The sequence below is a fragment of the Isoptericola halotolerans genome (genome assembly GCF_013149785.1).
GTDB classification, from domain to species: Bacteria; Actinomycetota; Actinomycetes; order Actinomycetales; family Cellulomonadaceae; genus Isoptericola; species Isoptericola halotolerans.
Genome location: NZ_JABEZU010000001.1, coordinates 705755 through 722970 on the forward strand (window position 1 = coordinate 705755; position 17216 = coordinate 722970).

At 74.2% G+C, this 17216-nt stretch carries 17 protein-coding genes; 12 read left to right on the forward strand and 5 right to left on the reverse strand.

Going from position 1 to position 17216, the window contains the following annotated elements; genetic code table 11:
- Positions 1-94: 94 nt before the first annotated feature.
- Genes HDG69_RS03370 through ccsB form a run of 5 tightly spaced genes read left to right on the forward strand, consistent with a single transcriptional unit; the run spans position 95 to position 4939 of the window.
- A complete protein-coding gene (locus HDG69_RS03370) occupies positions 95-739 on the forward strand; it encodes a histidine phosphatase family protein (protein ID WP_171782347.1) in 645 nt (214 codons plus the stop codon).
- The gene (locus HDG69_RS03375) at positions 739-1347 is read left to right on the forward strand and encodes a TlpA family protein disulfide reductase (RefSeq protein WP_171782348.1); all 609 of its coding nucleotides are present in this window, start codon (positions 739-741) and stop codon (positions 1345-1347) included. The genes HDG69_RS03370 and HDG69_RS03375 overlap by 1 nt, the downstream gene beginning before the upstream one ends.
- A complete protein-coding gene (locus HDG69_RS03380) occupies positions 1348-2172 on the forward strand; it encodes a cytochrome c biogenesis protein CcdA (RefSeq protein WP_171782349.1) in 825 nt (274 codons plus the stop codon).
- Positions 2172-3950 carry a cytochrome c biogenesis protein ResB gene (gene resB / locus HDG69_RS03385; protein WP_171782350.1) on the forward strand — a complete coding sequence of 593 codons (1779 nt, stop codon included), beginning with the start codon at positions 2172-2174 and terminating at the stop codon, positions 3948-3950. The genes HDG69_RS03380 and resB overlap by 1 nt, the downstream gene beginning before the upstream one ends.
- 2 nt (positions 3951-3952) lie before the next feature.
- On the forward strand, positions 3953-4939 hold the full coding sequence (gene ccsB / locus HDG69_RS03390) for a c-type cytochrome biogenesis protein CcsB (protein ID WP_171782351.1): 987 nt from the start codon (positions 3953-3955) through the stop codon (positions 4937-4939).
- Positions 4940-4992: 53 nt separating this feature from the next.
- Here ccsB and HDG69_RS03395 read toward each other — a convergent pair whose 3' ends face one another.
- Positions 4993-5340 carry a PLD nuclease N-terminal domain-containing protein gene (locus HDG69_RS03395; RefSeq protein WP_171782352.1) on the reverse strand — a complete coding sequence of 116 codons (348 nt, stop codon included), beginning with the start codon at positions 5338-5340 and terminating at the stop codon, positions 4993-4995.
- Positions 5341-5419: 79 nt separating this feature from the next.
- Between HDG69_RS03395 and HDG69_RS03400 the strand changes: the two genes are divergently transcribed.
- Positions 5420-5731, forward strand: a complete 312-nt coding sequence (locus HDG69_RS03400) for a DUF4229 domain-containing protein (protein ID WP_171782353.1) — start codon at positions 5420-5422, stop codon at positions 5729-5731.
- A 37-nt stretch (positions 5732-5768) separates the two neighbouring features.
- Here the strand turns inward: HDG69_RS03400 and HDG69_RS03405 are convergent, their stop codons facing one another.
- Together HDG69_RS03405 and HDG69_RS03410 are read right to left on the reverse strand one after the other, a co-directional pair.
- Positions 5769-6638 (reverse strand): 1,4-dihydroxy-2-naphthoate polyprenyltransferase, encoded by an 870-nt coding sequence (locus HDG69_RS03405; protein WP_171782354.1) that lies wholly within the window; start codon positions 6636-6638, stop codon positions 5769-5771.
- An 11-nt stretch (positions 6639-6649) separates the two neighbouring features.
- Positions 6650-7795, reverse strand: coding sequence for an AMP-binding protein (locus tag HDG69_RS03410; protein ID WP_343036230.1), 1146 nt, complete (start codon positions 7793-7795; stop codon positions 6650-6652).
- A 102-nt stretch (positions 7796-7897) separates the two neighbouring features.
- On the opposite strand from HDG69_RS03410, the gene HDG69_RS03415 reads away from it, so the two are divergent.
- Positions 7898-8965 (forward strand): DUF3048 domain-containing protein, encoded by a 1068-nt coding sequence (locus tag HDG69_RS03415; protein WP_171782355.1) that lies wholly within the window; start codon positions 7898-7900, stop codon positions 8963-8965.
- Between the two features lie 16 nt (positions 8966-8981).
- Here HDG69_RS03415 and HDG69_RS03420 read toward each other — a convergent pair whose 3' ends face one another.
- Entirely contained in the window at positions 8982-9977 is a 996-nt protein-coding gene (locus HDG69_RS03420; protein ID WP_171782356.1) for a 1,4-dihydroxy-2-naphthoyl-CoA synthase, read from the reverse strand.
- A gap of 117 nt (positions 9978-10094) precedes the next feature.
- Between HDG69_RS03420 and HDG69_RS03425 the strand changes: the two genes are divergently transcribed.
- Positions 10095-11348: a DUF4143 domain-containing protein gene (locus HDG69_RS03425; protein ID WP_171782357.1), complete on the forward strand. Its 1254-nt coding sequence runs from the start codon at positions 10095-10097 to the stop codon at positions 11346-11348.
- Positions 11349-11363: 15 nt separating this feature from the next.
- Here the strand turns inward: HDG69_RS03425 and HDG69_RS03430 are convergent, their stop codons facing one another.
- Entirely contained in the window at positions 11364-12131 is a 768-nt protein-coding gene (locus tag HDG69_RS03430) for a SurA N-terminal domain-containing protein (RefSeq protein ID WP_246255973.1), read from the reverse strand.
- A 209-nt stretch (positions 12132-12340) separates the two neighbouring features.
- On the opposite strand from HDG69_RS03430, the gene HDG69_RS03435 reads away from it, so the two are divergent.
- The 4 genes from HDG69_RS03435 to HDG69_RS03450 all read left to right on the forward strand — a co-directional run bounded on the left by HDG69_RS03435 (position 12341) and on the right by HDG69_RS03450 (position 17176).
- On the forward strand, positions 12341-12526 hold the full coding sequence (locus HDG69_RS03435; RefSeq protein WP_171782359.1) for a hypothetical protein: 186 nt from the start codon (positions 12341-12343) through the stop codon (positions 12524-12526).
- Between the two features lie 59 nt (positions 12527-12585).
- On the forward strand, positions 12586-13626 hold the full coding sequence (locus HDG69_RS03440) for an o-succinylbenzoate synthase (RefSeq protein WP_171782360.1): 1041 nt from the start codon (positions 12586-12588) through the stop codon (positions 13624-13626).
- Positions 13623-15479, forward strand: a complete 1857-nt coding sequence (gene menD / locus HDG69_RS03445) for a 2-succinyl-5-enolpyruvyl-6-hydroxy-3-cyclohexene-1-carboxylic-acid synthase (RefSeq protein WP_171782361.1) — start codon at positions 13623-13625, stop codon at positions 15477-15479. The genes HDG69_RS03440 and menD overlap by 4 nt, the downstream gene beginning before the upstream one ends.
- 143 nt (positions 15480-15622) lie before the next feature.
- Positions 15623-17176, forward strand: coding sequence for a S1C family serine protease (locus HDG69_RS03450; RefSeq protein WP_171782362.1), 1554 nt, complete (start codon positions 15623-15625; stop codon positions 17174-17176).
- Positions 17177-17216: the final 40 nt, after the last annotated feature.

The following is a 17216-nucleotide window of genomic DNA, read 5'->3' on the forward strand; positions in this document are numbered from 1 at the left end:
GAGCTTGTGAGACCTGTCACAACCTCGGGGAGGAATCTCCCGGAGACGGCCGGACGGCACCTGAAGGCGCCCGCGATCTGGGACACTGGGGGCCATGGCCACCACCACCGTCCATCTGCTGCGGCACGGCGAGGTCCACAACCCCGACGGCGTCCTGTACGGGCGCATCCCCGGGTACCGGCTGTCCGAGCGCGGTCAGCGGATGGCGCACCGCGTCGCGGAGCACCTGTCCGACCGCGGTCGGGACGTCGTCGCCGTCGTGGCGAGCCCCCTGCAGCGCGCCCAGGAGACCGCCGCACCCGTCGCCGCCACCTTCGACGTGGAGCTCGCCACCGACGACCGCCTCATCGAGGCGGGCAACAGCTTCGAGGGCAGCACGATCGGCAAGCGGCCCGGCCAGCTCGTGCACCCCCGCTACTGGAAGCTGCTGTGGAACCCGCTGCGTCCCTCCTGGGGCGAGAGCTACGTCGACCAGGCCACCCGGATGCGGGCCGCCGTCGACGACGCCCGCCGTACCTTCGCCGGCCACGAGGTCGTGCTGGTCAGCCACCAGCTCCCCGTCTGGATGGCGCGGCTGTCCTTCGAGGGGCGCCGGCTCGCGCACGACCCGCGCCGCCGCGAGTGCGCCCTCGCCTCCCTGACCTCCGTGACCTTCGACGACGACCGGTTCGTCGCGCTGCACTACACGGAGCCCGCCGGGGACCTGCTCGCCGGCGCCGACCCGGTGCCGGGCGCCTGATGGTGCGCGTCGCCCTCCCCGGTGCCGTGCGGACGGTCGCCCTGGTCGCGGCCGTCGGGCTGGTCGCTGCCTGCGGCGCCGCCGACTCCGGTGCCGGCGACGTCGTCGGGCAGGGCTTCGTGTCCGGCGACGGCTCCGTGCAGCAGTGGGAGCCCGACGAGCGCGGCGACGTCGTGACCGTCGAGGGCACCTCGTTCGAGGGCGACGACGTCTCCACCGCGGACTGGCTCGGCGACGTCGTCGTGCTCAACACCTGGTACGCCGGCTGCGCCCCGTGCCGCGCCGAGGCGCCGGACCTGGTGGCGCTCGCCGAGGACCGTGCGGACGACGGCGTGCACCTGCTCGGCATCAACACCGAGGACGACGCCGGCACGGCCCTGGCCTTCCAGCGCACCTTCGACGTGACCTACCCGTCGATCGAGGACCGCAGCGGCCAGGTCGTGGCCGGGCTCTCCGGCGTCGTGCCGCTGCAGGCCGTGCCGTCCACGGTGGTGCTCGACGCCGAGGGCCGCGTGGCCGCCCGCGTCGTCGGCCAGGTCGCCGGGTCCACCCTGGACGGGATCGTCGACGACGTGCTGTCGGGGACGAGCCCCGAGGGGAGCGCCTGAGTGGGTGAGGCCTTCGCCACCACGGCCGTGAGCGGCTCGCTGCTGCTCGCGGTCCTCGTCGCGCTGCTCGCCGGTCTCGTGTCGTTCGCCTCGCCCTGCGTGCTGCCGCTGGTCCCCGGGTACGTGGGCTACGTCGGCGGGCTCGCGGCGGCGAACGCCGGACCTGCACGTTCAGGGCGCGCCGACGGCCCGGCCGGCTCGGCGGGCACGGCCGGGCCGACGACGGCGGCACCCCCGCGCGCCCCCGGCCGCGGGCGCGTCGTGCTGGGCGTCGCGCTCTTCGTGCTCGGCTTCACCGCCGTGTTCGTCGCGCTCATGGCGGCCGCCGGGGCCGTGGGCTCCTACCTCGTGCGCTACGAGGACGTCCTGACCCGAGTGCTCGGCGTCGTCGTGATCCTCATGGGCGTGGCGTTCCTCGGCGGTATCCGGTTCCTGCAGCGGGAGCGGCGGCTGCACGTCAGCCCGCGCGCGGGTCTGTGGGGTGCGCCGCTGCTCGGCGTCGTCTTCGGCCTGGGCTGGACGCCGTGCCTCGGTCCGACGCTCGCCGCCGTGCAGTCCCTCGCGCTCAACGAGGCCTCGGCCGGGCGCGGCGTCGTCCTGGGGATCGCGTACTGCATCGGCCTCGGCGTGCCGTTCCTGCTGGTCGCCCTCGGGCTGCAGTCCTCGGAGCGCATGCTCGGCTTCCTGCGACGCCACCGGCTCGCGATCATGCGGTGCGGCGGCGGGCTGCTCGTCCTCATCGGCCTGACCATGGTCACGGGTGTGTGGGGCTCGTTGACGAGCATGCTGCAGAGCTGGATCAGCGGATACACGACGGTGGTGTGATGAGCGGACGCAGCTATCGTCCCGAGGGGATCGCGGACGAGTTCACCCAGGGCGCCCGGGGCGGCGAGCAGCCGACCGACGCCGGTTCCGAGGGCGCCGCGCCGACCGACGCTCCGCCGTCGGGCACGGCACGCGCCCCCCGGATCGGCTGGCGCGGGATGCTGCGCTGGACCTGGCGGCAGCTCACCAGCATGCGGGTCGCCCTCATGCTGCTCATGCTGCTCGCCGTCGCCGCGGTACCCGGCTCGATCTTCCCGCAGCGCAGCCAGGACCCGGCCGCCGTCGTCGAGTACCTCGGCGAGCACCCCACCGCGGGCGAGTGGCTCGACCGGTTCGGGTTCTTCGAGGTCTACTCGTCGGTCTGGTTCTCGGCGATCTACCTGCTGCTCTTCGTGTCCCTCGTGGGCTGCATCGTGCCGCGCACGATCGCGCACGCCAAGGCGGTGCGTCACCGGCCTCCACGCCCCCCGGCACGTTTCGCACGGTTCCCCGCCCAGGCCTCGGGGACCACGTCGGCCGCTCCGCAGGAGGTGACGGACGCCCTCGCCGCCCACCTGCGCGGACGCCGCTGGCTGCCGGCGTTCCGCGTGGACACGGCAGCGGAGCCGGCGCACGAGGCCCGCGGCAAGGTCCCCGCCCGGCCCGCGGCGCGCACCGTGGCCGCAGAGCGCGGCTACCTGCGCGAGAGCGGCAACCTGCTGTTCCACCTGGCGCTGCTCGGGCTGATCGTCGCCGTCGGCGTCGGGCAGCTGATGCACTACCGGGGCCAGGCGATCATCACCGAGGGACGCGGGTTCGCCAACGCCGTCGTCGACTACGACACGTTCGAGAGCGGGGCGTGGTTCCAGCCCGAGTCGCTGGTGCCCTTCTCGATGACGCTGGACTCGTTCACCTCGCAGTTCGCGACCGACACCGTCGCCTTCGCGCAGTCGCGGGACTTCACGGCCGCGGTGACGGTGACCGAGCCGGACGGGTCGTCGTCGCAGGAGACCATCAAGGTCAACCACCCGCTGACGATCGACGGCTCCAAGATCTACCTGCAGGGCAACGGCTACGCCCCGCAGATCACGGTCGAGGACGCCGAGGGAGCGATCGCGTTCTCCGGCCGCGTGCCGTTCCTGCCGGAGGACCAGGTCTACACCTCGCGAGGCGTCGTCAAGGTCCCTGACGTCTCGCCCGGCCTCGACCAGGTGGGCCTCATCGGCTACTTCCTGCCGACGGCCGTCATCGAGGCCGACGGCTCGGCACGCTCGGTCTTCCCCCTGCCGGAGAGCCCGCTGCTGGTGCTCGAGGTGTACCGCGGCGACCTCGGCCTGGACGAGGGCGTCCCCCAGAACGTCTACCGCCTCGACACCGAGAGCCTCACGCCGTCGCTGGACGCGAACGGGGACCGGGTGACCCTCCTGCTCGAGCCGGGGGACACCGTCGAGCTGCCCGACGGCCTGGGCACCGTCTCGCTCGGCGAGGACGTGCCCCGGTTCGTCGCCCTCGACCTGCGCCACGACCCGTCGCTGGTCTGGGTGCTCGGGTTCTCCCTGGCCGCGCTCGTCGGCCTGACCGGCTCGCTGTTCCTGCCCCGCCGCCGCGTCTGGGTGCGATCATGGGTGGACGACGGCGTCACGCGCGTCGAGGTCGCCGGCCTCGCCCGGGGCGACGACGTCGGCCTGCAGCCCGAGGTGGATCGCACGCTCGCCGCGGTCCCGGGTCTGGACGACCCCGCCACCGAGCCTGACCCCGACCCTGTCACCGTCACGACGCACGACCCTGAGAGAGGCTGACCATGGAGATCGCCGAGCTGAGCGACCTGCTCGTCTGGGCCGCGGCGACCGCGCTCGCCGTCGCGATGATCGCGTTCGCCGTCGACCTGGGGCGGCGCACCGAGGAGCGCGTCGGCGCCCGCACGCAGGAGCGGGTGGCCGTCGGGGCCGCGACGGCCCCGGGCGCGCCGACCGCCGGTGCCGACGCGCCGGCCGCCGGTGCCGACGCGCCGGCCGAGGCCGCACCGCGCCGTCGGGCCGCGGGGATCGCCATGGCGACCACCTGGCTCGGCACGGCGATGCTGCTGGCCGCCATCGTGCTGCGCGGGCTCGCCGCCGGGCGCACCCCGTGGGCCAACATGTACGAGTTCACGATGGTGGGCTCTTTCATCGCGCTGGTCGTGTTCCTGCTGCTCAACGTGCGACGTGACGTGCGGTTCCTCGGGGCGTTCGTCACCGGGTTGGTGACGCTGTTCCTCGTGGTGGGCCTGAACTCGTTCCACGTGGCAGCGACCGGTGTCCAGCCCGCGCTGCAGAACTACTGGCTGGTGCTGCACGTCGGCGTCGCGATCGCCGCCACCGGGATCTTCACCGTGTCGTTCGTGATGTCGGCGCTGCAGCTCCTGCGCGACGTCCGCGACGAGGGCAGCCCGTTCCTCTCCCGACCAGGGTTCCGCTGGCTGGACCGGACCCCTGTCCCGGCGACCCTGGAGTCGATGTCGTTCCGGCTCAACGCCGTCGGGTTCGTCATGTGGACCTTCACGATCATCGGCGGGGCGATCTGGGCCGAGGACGCCTGGGGCCGCTACTGGGGCTGGGACCCCAAGGAGGTCTGGAGCTTCGTCATCTGGGTCGTGTACGCGGCGTACCTGCACGCGCGCACCACGCGCGGCTGGTCGGGGCGCCGCGCGGCGTGGTTCGTCGTCGTCGGCTACGCCTGCGTGCTGTTCAACTTCACGGGCGTGAACCTGATCTTCAACGGCAAGCACTCCTACTCCGGCATCAGCTGACCGGGTCGGCCCGCCCTTCCGCGGGCGGCTGACCGGGCCGGCCGCGCCGGGTGCTACCTCGGCGAGTCGCCGTCGCCCTCGCCCCGCTCGCGGCGCTGCTGACGGCGCTTCTCCTGCTCGAGGCGCCACAGGAAGTCCGGGTCGTCGTCGGGGGCGACGGGTCCGGAGGGCCGACGGGGGCCGCGACCGGGCCGGGCGCCGCGTCCGCCCGACCCTCCGCGGCGTCGGGACTGCTTGGTGGCGATCCAGGTGATCGGACCGAAGACGGGCAGCAGGACGATGATGACGACCCAGAGCCACTTGGGCAGCCCGGCGCGATCCTCCTCCTGAGACGCGGAGAGGTCGGCGAGGCTGTAGACCAACAGGCCGACGACGACGAGGCCCACCAGGACGCGGAACATTCCCTCAGCCTAGTTCTCCTGGAGGCGGGAACCGAATCGCGGGGGACGGCTCCACGACGGGCGGCCGTATCCTGGAGGGGTGCCTCTCGTGATCTACACCGTGCTCCGCCTGCTCCTCTTCGCCGTCGCGCTCGGCGTCGGGTACCTGGTCGGGCTGCGCAGCTGGTTGCTGCTGCTCGTGGCGATCGTGGTGGCCTTCGGGGTCGCCTACCTGGTGCTGACGAAGCAGAAGGACGCGGCGGCCCGGTGGCTCGCCGAGCGTGCCGAGCGCCGTCGGGCGGGCCAGGAGGGCCTGGACAGGGTCATCGACGAGGATGCTGCCGCCGAGGACTCCGCCGTCGACGAGGCGAGCCGCACCGACGGGCCGAACAGGAACTTGGGCCCGCAATAGTGGCCCGTTGCGGGCACAGGCTCCTGGTCGGCGAGGGCTACAGCGCCAGGCCCAGGCCGAGCAGGACGCCGTAGGCGAGCTCGAACAGCCCGGTCCCGGCGAGCACGGGGATCAGCGCCCTGCCGCGTGCCCCGGCGATCACGGTGGTCGCCAGCAGCACGGCGGGGAGCAGCAGCACGGCGACCAGGATTGCCCACGGGTTCCACACGGCGCAGGCGAGCCCGAGCAGGACGGGCAGCACGACCCACAGGGCGTACAGCCGCCGTGCGCGGCGGTCGCCGAGGCGCACGGCCAGCGTGCGCTTGCCGGCCACCGCGTCCGTGGGGATGTCGCGCACGTTGTTGACCATGAGCAGCGCGCAGGCGATCAGGCCCACCCCGACGGCGCCGAGCACGGCAGGCCAGGTGATCCGGTCCGCCTGCGTGTAGGTGGTGCCGAGGGTGGCCACCAGGCCGAAGAAGACGAACACACCGGCCTCGCCGAGGCCCGCGTACCCGTAGGGCCGTTTGCCGCCGGTGTAGTACCACCCGGCGAGCATCGACACGGCGCCGACGGCGATCAGCCACCAGTGGCCGCTCACGGCGCACAGCGCCAGTCCGAGCAGCCCGGCCACCCCGAACGCGCCGAACGCCGCGGCCTTCACCTGTCCCGGTCGGGCGATGCCCGACGCCGTCAGGCGCAGCGGGCCGACGCGGTCGAGGTCCGTGCCGCGGACGCCGTCGGAGTAGTCGTTGGCGTAGTTGACGCCGACCTGCAGCGCGAGCGCGACACCGAGGGCCAGCACGGCGGGCAGCCAGTCGAAGGCGTCGACCTGGGCGGCGGCGCCGGTACCGATGGCGACGGGCGCGGCGGCGGCGGGCAGGGTGCGGGGCCGGGCTCCGGCGACCCACTGGGCCGTGCTGGCCATGCGAGCTCCTCTCAGTCGCGCGCGGAACGGGCGCGCACCAGGTCGACGACGGCGGCACGGTCGACCTTGCCGGGTCCGCGCAGGGGGAGGTCCGCCACCCGCAGCAGGCGGCGGGGCGCGGCGGCCGGGCCGAGTCTAGCCGCGACGGCGGACCGCACCCGTGCCAGCTCCGTCGCCTCCCCGTCGCCACCCACAGCATCTGACAGCACGGCGACCAGCTCCTGGCCCCACTCGTCGTGCGGCACGCCGACGACGCACACCTCGGCGCCCAGCAGCTCGCCGAGCACCGTCTCCACAGCGGTCGGTGCGACGTTCACCCCGCCGGTGACCACGACGTCGTCGGCGCGACCGAGGACCCGCAGCACGCCGTCGTCCACCACCCCGAGGTCGCTGGTGCGGAACCAGCGTCCGTCCGGGCCCTCGCTGAACGCTGCCGCGCCGGCCTCGTCGTCGCCGAGGTAGCCGGTGGCCAGCACGGGTCCGCCCAGCTCGACGACGCCCGGGTGTCCGCCGGGGGCGTCGACGCGGACCCGCACGCCCCGCAGCGGCAGCCCGTCGTACACGCAGCCGCCCGCGGTCTCGGACATCCCGTAGGTCCGCACCACCGGCACCCCGGCGTCCCGGGCGCGGGCGAGCAGCCGCGGCGGGGTCGCCGCACCCCCCAGCAGCACCGCCCCGCACCGGGCGAGCGCCTCCAGCGCGGCCGGTGCACCGCCGTCGGCGGCCTCGACCACGCGGTGCAGCTGGGTCGGCACCAGCGAGAGGTGCACCGGGTCGTCCCCGGCGAGGGGGTCGGCGAGCAGCTCGGCCAGCGCCTCCGCGCGGAACGGCCCGGGGCCGGCGACCGTGAGCGGCGTGCCGGCCAGCAGCGAGCGCACGATCACCTGCATCCCCGCGACATGGGTGGGCGGCAGGGTCAGCACCCAGCGGCCGGCGGCGCCGAGCCGCTCGCGGGTCGCGGCGGCGGCCGCACGCAGCGCCTCGGCGGTCAGGGCGACCTCGCGCGGCGTCCCGGTCGAGCCGGACGTGCGCACCACGAGCGCGGTGCCCGACGGCGGCGCCTGCGCCGTGAGGCGGGGCAGCGGCGCGACCGGTGGGCCGCCGTCGAGCGCACGGCGCATGCCGCCCACGAGCGCGGCGAGGTCGGGAGTGCTCACCGGCTCACGATAGGCCGCCACGACACCGGCCAGGGGCCAGGCTCCGCGGCTCGGGCTGCTGCGTGACGTAGGGTGTGCGCCAGTTCACACCTCGGAGGACTGATGACCGCACGGTTCACGCGGCCGGCGGCGCCCGGCGCGCTCCTCGGGACCGCCCTGCTCCTGGTGGCCTGCAGCGGGCAGGAGCCTGCTCCGGCCCCGACGACGACGGTCGACGCGTCGGCCGCCGCGCAGAAGGCGGCACCACCCGAGCCGGACGCGTCGATCGTGTGGCCGCTGACCGGCGTCGAGACCGCCGAGGTCGCCGAGCGACCCGCGCTGGCGATCAAGATCGAGAACTCCCGCGAGGCGCGGCCGCAGACCGGCCTGGAGCAGGCCGACCTGGTCTGGGAGGAGGTCGTCGAGGGCGGCATCACCCGCTACGTGGCGGTCTACCACTCGAGCATCCCGGAGGCGGTCGAGCCGGTGCGCTCGGTGCGGCCGATGGACCCCGCGATCGTCGCCCCGCTGGACGGCATCCTCGCCTACTCCGGCGCTCAGCCGCCGTTCATCGACGCGGTGGACGCCAGCGGGACGCAGTCGGTGATCATGGACGCGGGGGACGCCGGCTTCAGCCGGGACCCGAACCGGTACGCCCCGCACAACGTGGTCGGTGATCCCGAGGCCTTCCTGGCACAGGCCGACGGCGAGCGCACCGTGCCGCCCCCGGCGCAGTTCGCCTTCGCCGACGACCCGGGGGAGGGGACCGCCGTGAGCGACGGGACGCCGGCGTCGTCGCTGGAGGTCGTCATGTCGCGGATGCAGACCACGGGGTGGCAGTGGGACGAGGGCTCCGGCACGTGGCTGCGCAGCGAGGGCACCAGCCCGTCGATGTCGACCTCCGGCGACCAGCACGCGGCGACCAACGTCGTCGTCCTCGAGGTGGAGGTCGTGGACACGGCGTTCAAGGACTCGTCCGGTGCGGCGGTGCCCGAGACGAGGCTCGTGGACTCCTCCGGCACCGGGGTGGTGGCGAGCGGGGGCAGCACGATCGATGTCGAGTGGTCCAAGGGTGGGCTCGACGAGCCCATCGAGCTGACGGCGGGTGGCGAGCCCGTCGAGCTGGCACCGGGCAGCACGTGGGTCGGGCTCATGCCGCAGGCCACCGGCTCGCTCACCGTCACAGGGTGAGCGACCGGCGACCGCGTCAGTAGGCGTAGGGGAAGCCGGACCAGTCGGGGTCGCGCTTGGCGAGGAACGCGTCGCGCCCCTCGACGGCCTCGTCGGTCATGTAGGCGAGGCGCGTGGCCTCGCCGGCGAAGACCTGCTGGCCCATGAGCCCGTCGTCGGGCAGGTTGAAGGCGAACTTGAGCATGCGCACCGCCTGCGGTGACTTGGTGGCGATCGTCGCGGCGTACTCCAGCGCCAGGTTCTCCAGCTCGGCGTGGTCGGCGACCTCGTTGACGGCGCCCCAGCGCTCGGCGTCCTCGGCGGAGTACTCGCGGGCGAGGAAGAAGATCTCGCGGGCCCGCTTCTGCCCGACCTGGCGTGCCAGGTACGCCGAGCCGTAGCCGCCGTCGAAGGAGCCGACGTTCGCGTCGGTCTGCTTGAACCGGGCGTGCTCCCGGCTCGCGATCGACAGGTCTGCCACCACGTGCAGCGAGTGCCCACCGCCGGCGGCCCAGCCGTTGACGACGGCGATGACGACCTTGGGCATGGTGCGGACGAGGCGCTGCACCTCGAGGATGTGCAGCCGCCCGGCGCGTGCCGGGTCGACGTGGTCGGCGGTGTCGGCACCGTCGAGGGGGCGGCCGTCGTCGTCGGTGGCCGTGTACTGGTACCCCGAGCGCCCGCGGATGCGCTGGTCGCCGCCCGAGCAGAACGCCCACCCGCCGTCCTTGGGGGACGGGCCGTTGCCGGTGAGCAGCACGGTGCCGACGTCGGAGGTCATGCGGGCGTGGTCGAGCACCCGGTAGAGCTCGTCGACGGTGTGCGGGCGGAACGCGTTGCGTACCTCGGGCCGGTCGAAGGCGATCCGCACGACCGGCAGGTCGCGCGAGGACGGGGTGCCGTCGTCGGACGTGTCGCGCTCCACGCCCCGGTGGTACGTGAGGTCCGTCAGGTCGTCGAACCCGGCCACGGTGCGCCACCGCGTGGGGTCGAAGGTCTCGGAGACGGGTGCGGGAAGGTCGCTGGTGCTCACGCGGGCCAGCGTAGTGCGCTCCGTGGGTTGGCGGTCCACGCGGACTGGTCTGCAAAGTGAAGTCCGGAATGCCTGCAAAGTGTAGCCTGGAGGTCCTGCAAACTGTAGTATTCGCTGGTGGAGTACATCGAGAGGATCGCCGACCGTCTCGTGGCGGACCGACTTCGGTCGGCGGGAGCTGTGCTCATCGAGGGCCCGCGGGCGTGCGGCAAGACGTCCACCGCGCGGCAGCACGCCGCGAGCGCTGTCTACCTGCAGAACGACGACGCCGCGCGCTCGGCTCTCGACGTGGACCCGCGGCTCGTCCTGGCTGGTGCGACGCCGCGTCTTCTCGACGAGTGGCAGGTGGACGCCACCCGCCTCTGGAACGGCGTACGCGCAACCGTCGACGACCGAGGGAAGCCAGGGCAGTTCATCCTGACCGGGTCGGCGGTGCCGGACGACGACGCCCGGCGTCACACCGGCGCGGGACGGTTCGCGCGAGTGGAGATGCGACCGATGGCCCTCGCCGAGTCCGGCGAGTCCAGCGGTGCGATGTCGTTGCGAGCGCTCCTCGACGGAGATCCGCCGGATCCCGGGCGTTCCGACCTGACGATCCCTGACCTGGCACGGCTGGTGGTCCGGGGCGGGTGGCCGCTGCACCTCCGCATGGATGACACCGCCGCGGCCCAGGCGTCGTCGGACTACCTGGCCTCGATCGCGGACGCGGACCTGGGACGCCTGGACACGTCGCGGCGTGATCCTGCGCGTGCCGGACGGTTGCTGCACGCGTTGGCGCGGAACACCGCCATGGAGCTCGTCGTCGACCGTCTGACCCGCGAGGTCGACGGCCCGGACGGCGCGATGGCTCGCACCACGGTCTACGACTATCTCGTCGATCTTCGCCGTCTCATGGTTCTCCAGGAGCAGCCCGCCTGGGCACCACGCCTGCGGTCGAGAGCGCGGTTGCGCACGCGGCCGCGCGTCCACCTCGTCGATCCGTCGCTCGCATCGGCAGCGCTGCAGGCCGACGCCGATCACCTCCTCGCGGACCTGACGACCTTCGGCCTGCTCTTCGAGTCGTTGGTGGTCCGGGACCTACGCACCTATGCCGACGCCCTGGACGCCCGGGTCTTCCACTACCGGGACTCCGACAACCTCGAGATCGACGTCGTGGTCCAACGACGCGACGGTGTGTTCGGCGCGTTCGAGGTCAAGCTCGGTGCAGGGCAGGTCGACGCGGCGGCGGCAGCCCTGCTGCGCTTCGCGGCGAAGCTGGACGCCGATCACTCCGGTGCGCCCGCGGTGCTCGGGGTGATCACCGGCAGCGAGTACGGCTACGTGCGACCGGACGGGGTCGTGGTCGTCCCGCTGGGGATGCTCGGCGCCTGACGTGCCGACGTCCGCTCACAGGTGGATGGTCACGTCGCCCTGGTCGCGCAGCGTGGACACGATCTCCTGGACCGCCGCGTTCTGCTGCTCGCCGGTCGCCTGCTGGGCGAGCTGGTCGCGGACGTCCTCGAACGGCGGGATCTCCGTCTCCGGGGTCTCCTCGCCGCCCTGGGCCTCCAGCTGCTCGACGAGGGCGTCGTACTGGGCGCGCAGCTCGTCCTCGGACGGCTCCTCGATGTCCGCCTCGGCCTCGATGTAGGCGCTGACCTGGAACTGCGCGGCGGCGTCCGAGCGCACCTCGTCCTCCGAGAGACCCTGCTCGCCGAGTGCGGCGATCACCTCGTCGGCGGACTGCAGCCCGTTCTGCGCGGCGATGTCCTCGAGCGTGGTCCGGACGTCCTCGTCGGTCACCTCGATGTCGGCCTGCGCGGCCGCCTGCGTCAGCAGCCGGTTGCCCACCAGCTGCTCGACGACCTGCTGCTTGAGGGCCTCCTGGTCGATCTCCTCGCCGGTGCTCTGCTGGGTCATCGCGGCCTGCTGCAGCTGACCCTCGTAGCTGGCGGCGAACTCCTCCCGGTCGATGTCCTCGCCGTTGACCTCGGCGACGACGTCGGGCACACCCTCCAGGTCGGCCTCGGGGAGCTCGGTGCCTGCGCCGGCGTCGGGTGCTTGCTCGGCGCTCGGGCCGGCCGCGGGGTCCTGGTCGTCGGTCTCGGACGTGCAGCCGGCGAGCGCGACGACCGCGGCCACAGAGAGCGCGACGAGCGGGCGCTTGATCGACATGGTCACTCCTCGTGATCGGTGCTGGGCGGACGACGGTAAACACATGAACCTGAGAGCGGGCGGAGCGGTGATCAGGTCCCGTTCAGGAACCGGACGGACGGTCGCCGGTCACCGAGCCCTGGCACACGGCACCGAGCTCTTGCAGGGCGTCCCGAGCATCCGCGCGCGTCGCCCGCAGAATCTGCACGACGGTGGCGCACCATGGAGTCATGAACACGATGCCACCTCGAGACACCGAGGTCGCCGACCCGGACGAGGTCGTCGACGAGCTCATCGCCTACGACGCCGCCGCCCTGCGCCGCGCAACCGCTGCCACGCAGTCCGTCCCGTTGACCGCACGGCGCGGGCCGAACCGCTGGACGTACCGCAACCCGCCCGAGGAGTTCACGGACTGACGCGGGGACCGGCGCGGCACAGGCCGCGCGGTCCGGTCGGCTCGTCCTACCCTGAGGTCGTGCCCGCCAACCTCTCCGCGACGAGGCAGGACCGGTCCGTCTGGTCGTCCCCCCTGCGCACCCGCTTCCGCCAGCTCGACGTCCGCGACGGACTGCTCCTGCGTGGCGAGTCCGGCTGGGGGGAGCTCAGCCCCTTCTGGGAGTACGACGACGGCGAGTCGGCCGCGTGGCTGCGTGCGGCCCGGGAGGCCGCAGACCTGCCGTTCCCCGACCCGGTGCGCGACCGGGTCCCGGTGAACGTCACCGTGCCCGCCGTCGACCCGGAGCGGGCCCGCGACATCGTGCTGGGCTCCGGCGGTTGCCGCACCGCGAAGGTCAAGGTCGCGCAACGCACGAGCAGCACGGGAAGCGCCGGGAGCACCCGCGGCGTCGTCGAACCCGTCGACACCGAGATCGCGCGGGTCGAGGCGGTCCGCGCCGCGTTCGACGAGGCGGGGATGCCCGACGCCGCGATCCGCGTGGACGCCAACGGCGCCTGGACCCTCGAGGAGGCGCTGCGGCGCATCCCGTTGCTGGACGCCGCGGCCCGCGGGTTGGAGTACGTCGAGCAGCCGTGCGCCACGGTCACCGAGCTGGCGGCGGTGCGCCGTGGTACCGACGTGCCCGTCGCCGCCGACGAGTCGATCCGGCGTGCCGCCGACCCGTTGCGTGTCGTCCGCGAGGAGGCCGCCGACGTCGTGGTGCTCAAGGTGCAGCCGCTCGGCGGGGTGCGGGCCTGCCTGGCGCTGGCCGAGCAGGTCGGGCTGCCCGTGGTCGTGTCCTCCGCCCTGGAGTCCTCCGTCGGCCTCGCGGCCGGCGTCGCGCTCGCCGCCGCCCTGCCCGAGCTGCCGCACGCCTGCGGGCTGGCCACCTCCCAGCTCCTCGTGCACGACGTGACCGGCACCCCGCTGCTGCCCGTCGACGGCGCCCTCCCGGCCCGCCGCGTCGCCCCGGACGCGGACGCCCTGGCCGCCGCCACGGCGCACCCGGCGCTCCGGGACCGGTGGTTCGCCCGCCACGACCGGCTGGCCGCCCTCCTCGACGCGGGACGTGCCGCATGACCCCCGTGCCGGCGTCGGACGGCCCCAGGCCCGCGGTGGAGGCTGCCCGGGCCCTCGTCGCGGACCTCGTCGCCCAGGGTGTCCGAGACGTCGTGCTGGCACCCGGCTCCCGCTCGGCGCCCCTCGCCTACGCGCTCGCCGAGGCGGACGCCCGCGGCGACCTCGTGCTGCACGTGCGGGTCGACGAACGCTCGGCCGGCTTCCTGGCGCTGGGGCTGTCGCGCGGCTCGGCCCTGGGCCCCACGGACGACGGCGGCACCCCGGACGACGACGCTGCTTCCGGTGGCGCCGTTCTGCGCCCGGCCGCGCCACGGCCCGTCGCGGTCGTGACGACGTCGGGCACCGCGGTGGCGAACCTGCACCCGGCCGTGCTGGAGGCGCACCACGCCCACCTGCCGCTGGTCGCCCTGACCGCCGACCGGCCGCACGAGCTGCGGGGGAGCGGTGCCTCGCAGACCACCGACCAGGTGGGGATCTTCGGCACCGCCGCGCGTGCCGCCGTCGACGTCCCCGCCCCGGACGGCCGCCCGGGGGAGGTGCGCGACCTGCTCGCCACCGGGCGGCGGGTGCTGGCCGCGGCGCGGGGGCTGCGCGACGGCCGGCCGGGGCCGGTCCACCTCAACCTCGCTTTTCGTGACCCGTTGCAGCCCAGCAGCGGACTGGCGGGCCACACCGTGGCGGACCCGGACGGCGTCGAGGTGGTGCCGCCGTCACCCGGTCCCGGCGCCGACCCGGCTCTCCCCGGTGACCCCACGCGCACGCTGGTCGTGGCGGGTGACGGCGCAGGGTCCGGCGCTCGACGCCTCGCCGAGGCGCAGGGCTGGCCCCTGCTCGCCGAACCGTCCTCGGGCAGCGCGGGTGGTCCGCTGGCCGTGACCGCCTACCGGTCGGTGCTCGGCAGCGACGGGATCGCCGACGACGTCGAGCACGTCGTCGTGCTGGGCCACCCGACCCTGTCCCGCCCGGTCCAGCGGCTGCTCGCCCGCCCGGACGTCGCGGTCACCGTGGTCGCCCCCGGTGGCGGGCCCTGGCCCGACGCGGCACGCAACGCGACCCGGGTGGTCGAGGCGCTCCACGACCGGTGGTTCGAGCCGACAGCACCTGCCGACGGCGGGGCCTTCCGCTCCCGGTGGCAGGCCGCGAGCGCGGCCGCGGCTGCCGTCGTCGACGCGGCGACCGGCGACGACGCCGTGCGCGAGGGCCTGCTCACGGCCCCGTACGCGGCGCTCGCCGTCGCCCGCGCCGTCGTCGCCGTCTCGGCCCCGGGCGACGTGCTGGTGGTGGGTGCGTCGAACCCGGTGCGGGACCTCGACCTCGTGCTGGGTCTCGACCCGGTACCGGTGCCGCAGGTGCTGGCGAACCGGGGTCTCGCCGGGATCGACGGCACGCTCTCGAGCGCGACGGGGGTGGCGATCGGGGCCGCCCGGGCAGGTCGGCGCACGCGCGCGCTGGTCGGAGACCTGACGTTCCTGCACGACGTCGGCGGGCTGCTGCGCGGTCCCGGCGAACCGCCCGTGGACCTCGACGTGGTCGTGGTGAACGACGACGGTGGCTCGATCTTCGCGACCCTCGAGCACGGGGCGCTCGCGGCGACGGGACCGACGGCGGCCGCGACCTTCGAGCGGGTCTTCGGCACGCCGCACGGGGCGAACCTGGCCCAGCTGTGCGCCGGCTTCGGCGTCGACCACCAGCTCGTGGAGGACGCTCCCTCGCTGCGCCACGCCCTGGCGGGACCCTCGCACGGGGTGCGCGTGGTGGAGGTGCACGTGTCGCGCGCCGACCGGTTCGTCGGGTCGCGGGACCTCACCGCGCGGGTCCAGGCCGCGGTGGCCGCCCGGCTCGGGTCGCTCTGACGCCGGGCGCCCGGCCCGAGCAGCCGCGATCCTCGCCCCGCTGACCTGCTGCGACCGCGTTTGCCAGGGAGTTCACAGGTCCGGCCAAGGGGTGCCCCAGGATCACGGTGTTCTCTGGACCCAGGACATCGAGGAGAGGGCACATGAGCACCGAGAACACGTCGCCGCAGGACCCGTCGCACGGGGAGCACCCGGTCGAGCAGCCCACCGCACCGTTGCACCCCGTCCACCAGCCTCAGCCCGCCCGGTTCGCGCACCCGGCCGCGCCGTCGTACCAGGCCCCGCCGCAGCAGGCCCCCCACGCGGGTGGTCCGCCGCCGGGGTACCCGACGGGCCAGGCGTACCCCACAGGGGGCCGGCCCCTGCCCGCTCCGTACGCCACGGCGGACGCCACGACGCAGCAGCGCCGGCGCTCGGCGTGGGGCCCGGTCGTGGCCGCCGCGGCCGGTGCCGCCGTCCTGGCGAGCGGTGCGACCTACGCGCTCACCGGGACGCTGGGGGGCGACGGCGTCGCGTCGCTCGCCGACGTGGGCACCCCGGAGCAGAGCACCACGGCGCCCGTGGCGAGCTCCAGCAACCAGAACCCCGACTGGCAGGCCGTCACGGCGGCCGTCGCGCCGTCCGTCGTCGCGATCCAGGTGTCCGGTCAGGGCGGCGGGTCCGAGGGCTCGGGCGTCGTCCTCGACGCCGAGGGTCACGTCCTGACGAACAACCACGTCGTCGCCGGCGCCTCCGACGGCGCGGTGCAGGTCACCCTCAGCGACGGCAGGCTGTACGCGGCGACGATCGTCGGCACCGACCCGACCACGGACCTCGCCGTCGTGCAGCTCGACGACGCGCCCGACGACCTCGAGCCTGCCACCTTCGGTGACTCCGACGCCGTGCAGGTGGGCGACTCGGTCCTCGCGGTCGGCAACCCGCTCGGCCTGGCGAACACGGCGACGACCGGCATCGTCTCCGCGCTGGACCGGCCGGTGGCCGCCTCCGGAGACGACTCCGGAGAGGTCGTGGTGACGAACGCGATCCAGATCGATGCCGCGATCAACCCGGGCAACTCCGGTGGTCCGCTGTTCGACGCGCAGGGTCGCGTCGTCGGGATCACGTCCTCCATCGCCACGCTCTCGAACGGTGCGAACCAGTCGGGCTCGATCGGCCTCGGCTTCGCGATCCCGGTCAACCTCGCGACGAACGTCGCCCAGCAGCTCGTCGAGGACGGCACGGCCGAGCACGCGTTCCTGGGCGTCTCGCTCGGGGACGCCACGGCGGAGGCCGACGGCGTCACGCGCCGCGGCGCCGAGGTCGGGCAGGTCACCGAGGGCTCGCCGGCCGCGGAGGCCGGTCTGCGACCGGGTGACGTCATCGTGGCCATCGACGAGGACAGCGTCAACGGGGCGGAGTCCCTCACCGCCTACGTGCGCGAGCGCACGGCCGGGGAGCAGGCCACGATCACGTACGTCCGGGACGGTCGGACCCAGACGGCGGACGTGACCCTCGCGGTCCGCGAGGCGACCACCACCGGTTCCCAGGGCGGCTCCGACGGCTCGGGGCTGCCTGGGCAGGACGGGTCCGGCCAGCAGGGTCAGGGGTCCGACGAGGGCGGCTCGGACCAGGGCGGCTCGGACCAGGGCGGCGAGGGTTCCGACCCGACGCAGCCCGACAACATCCCGGACTGGTTGCACGACCTGTTCGGCAACTGATCCTCCACGCTCCCGCGGCGGCCCGGCGTCCCCCCTCGTC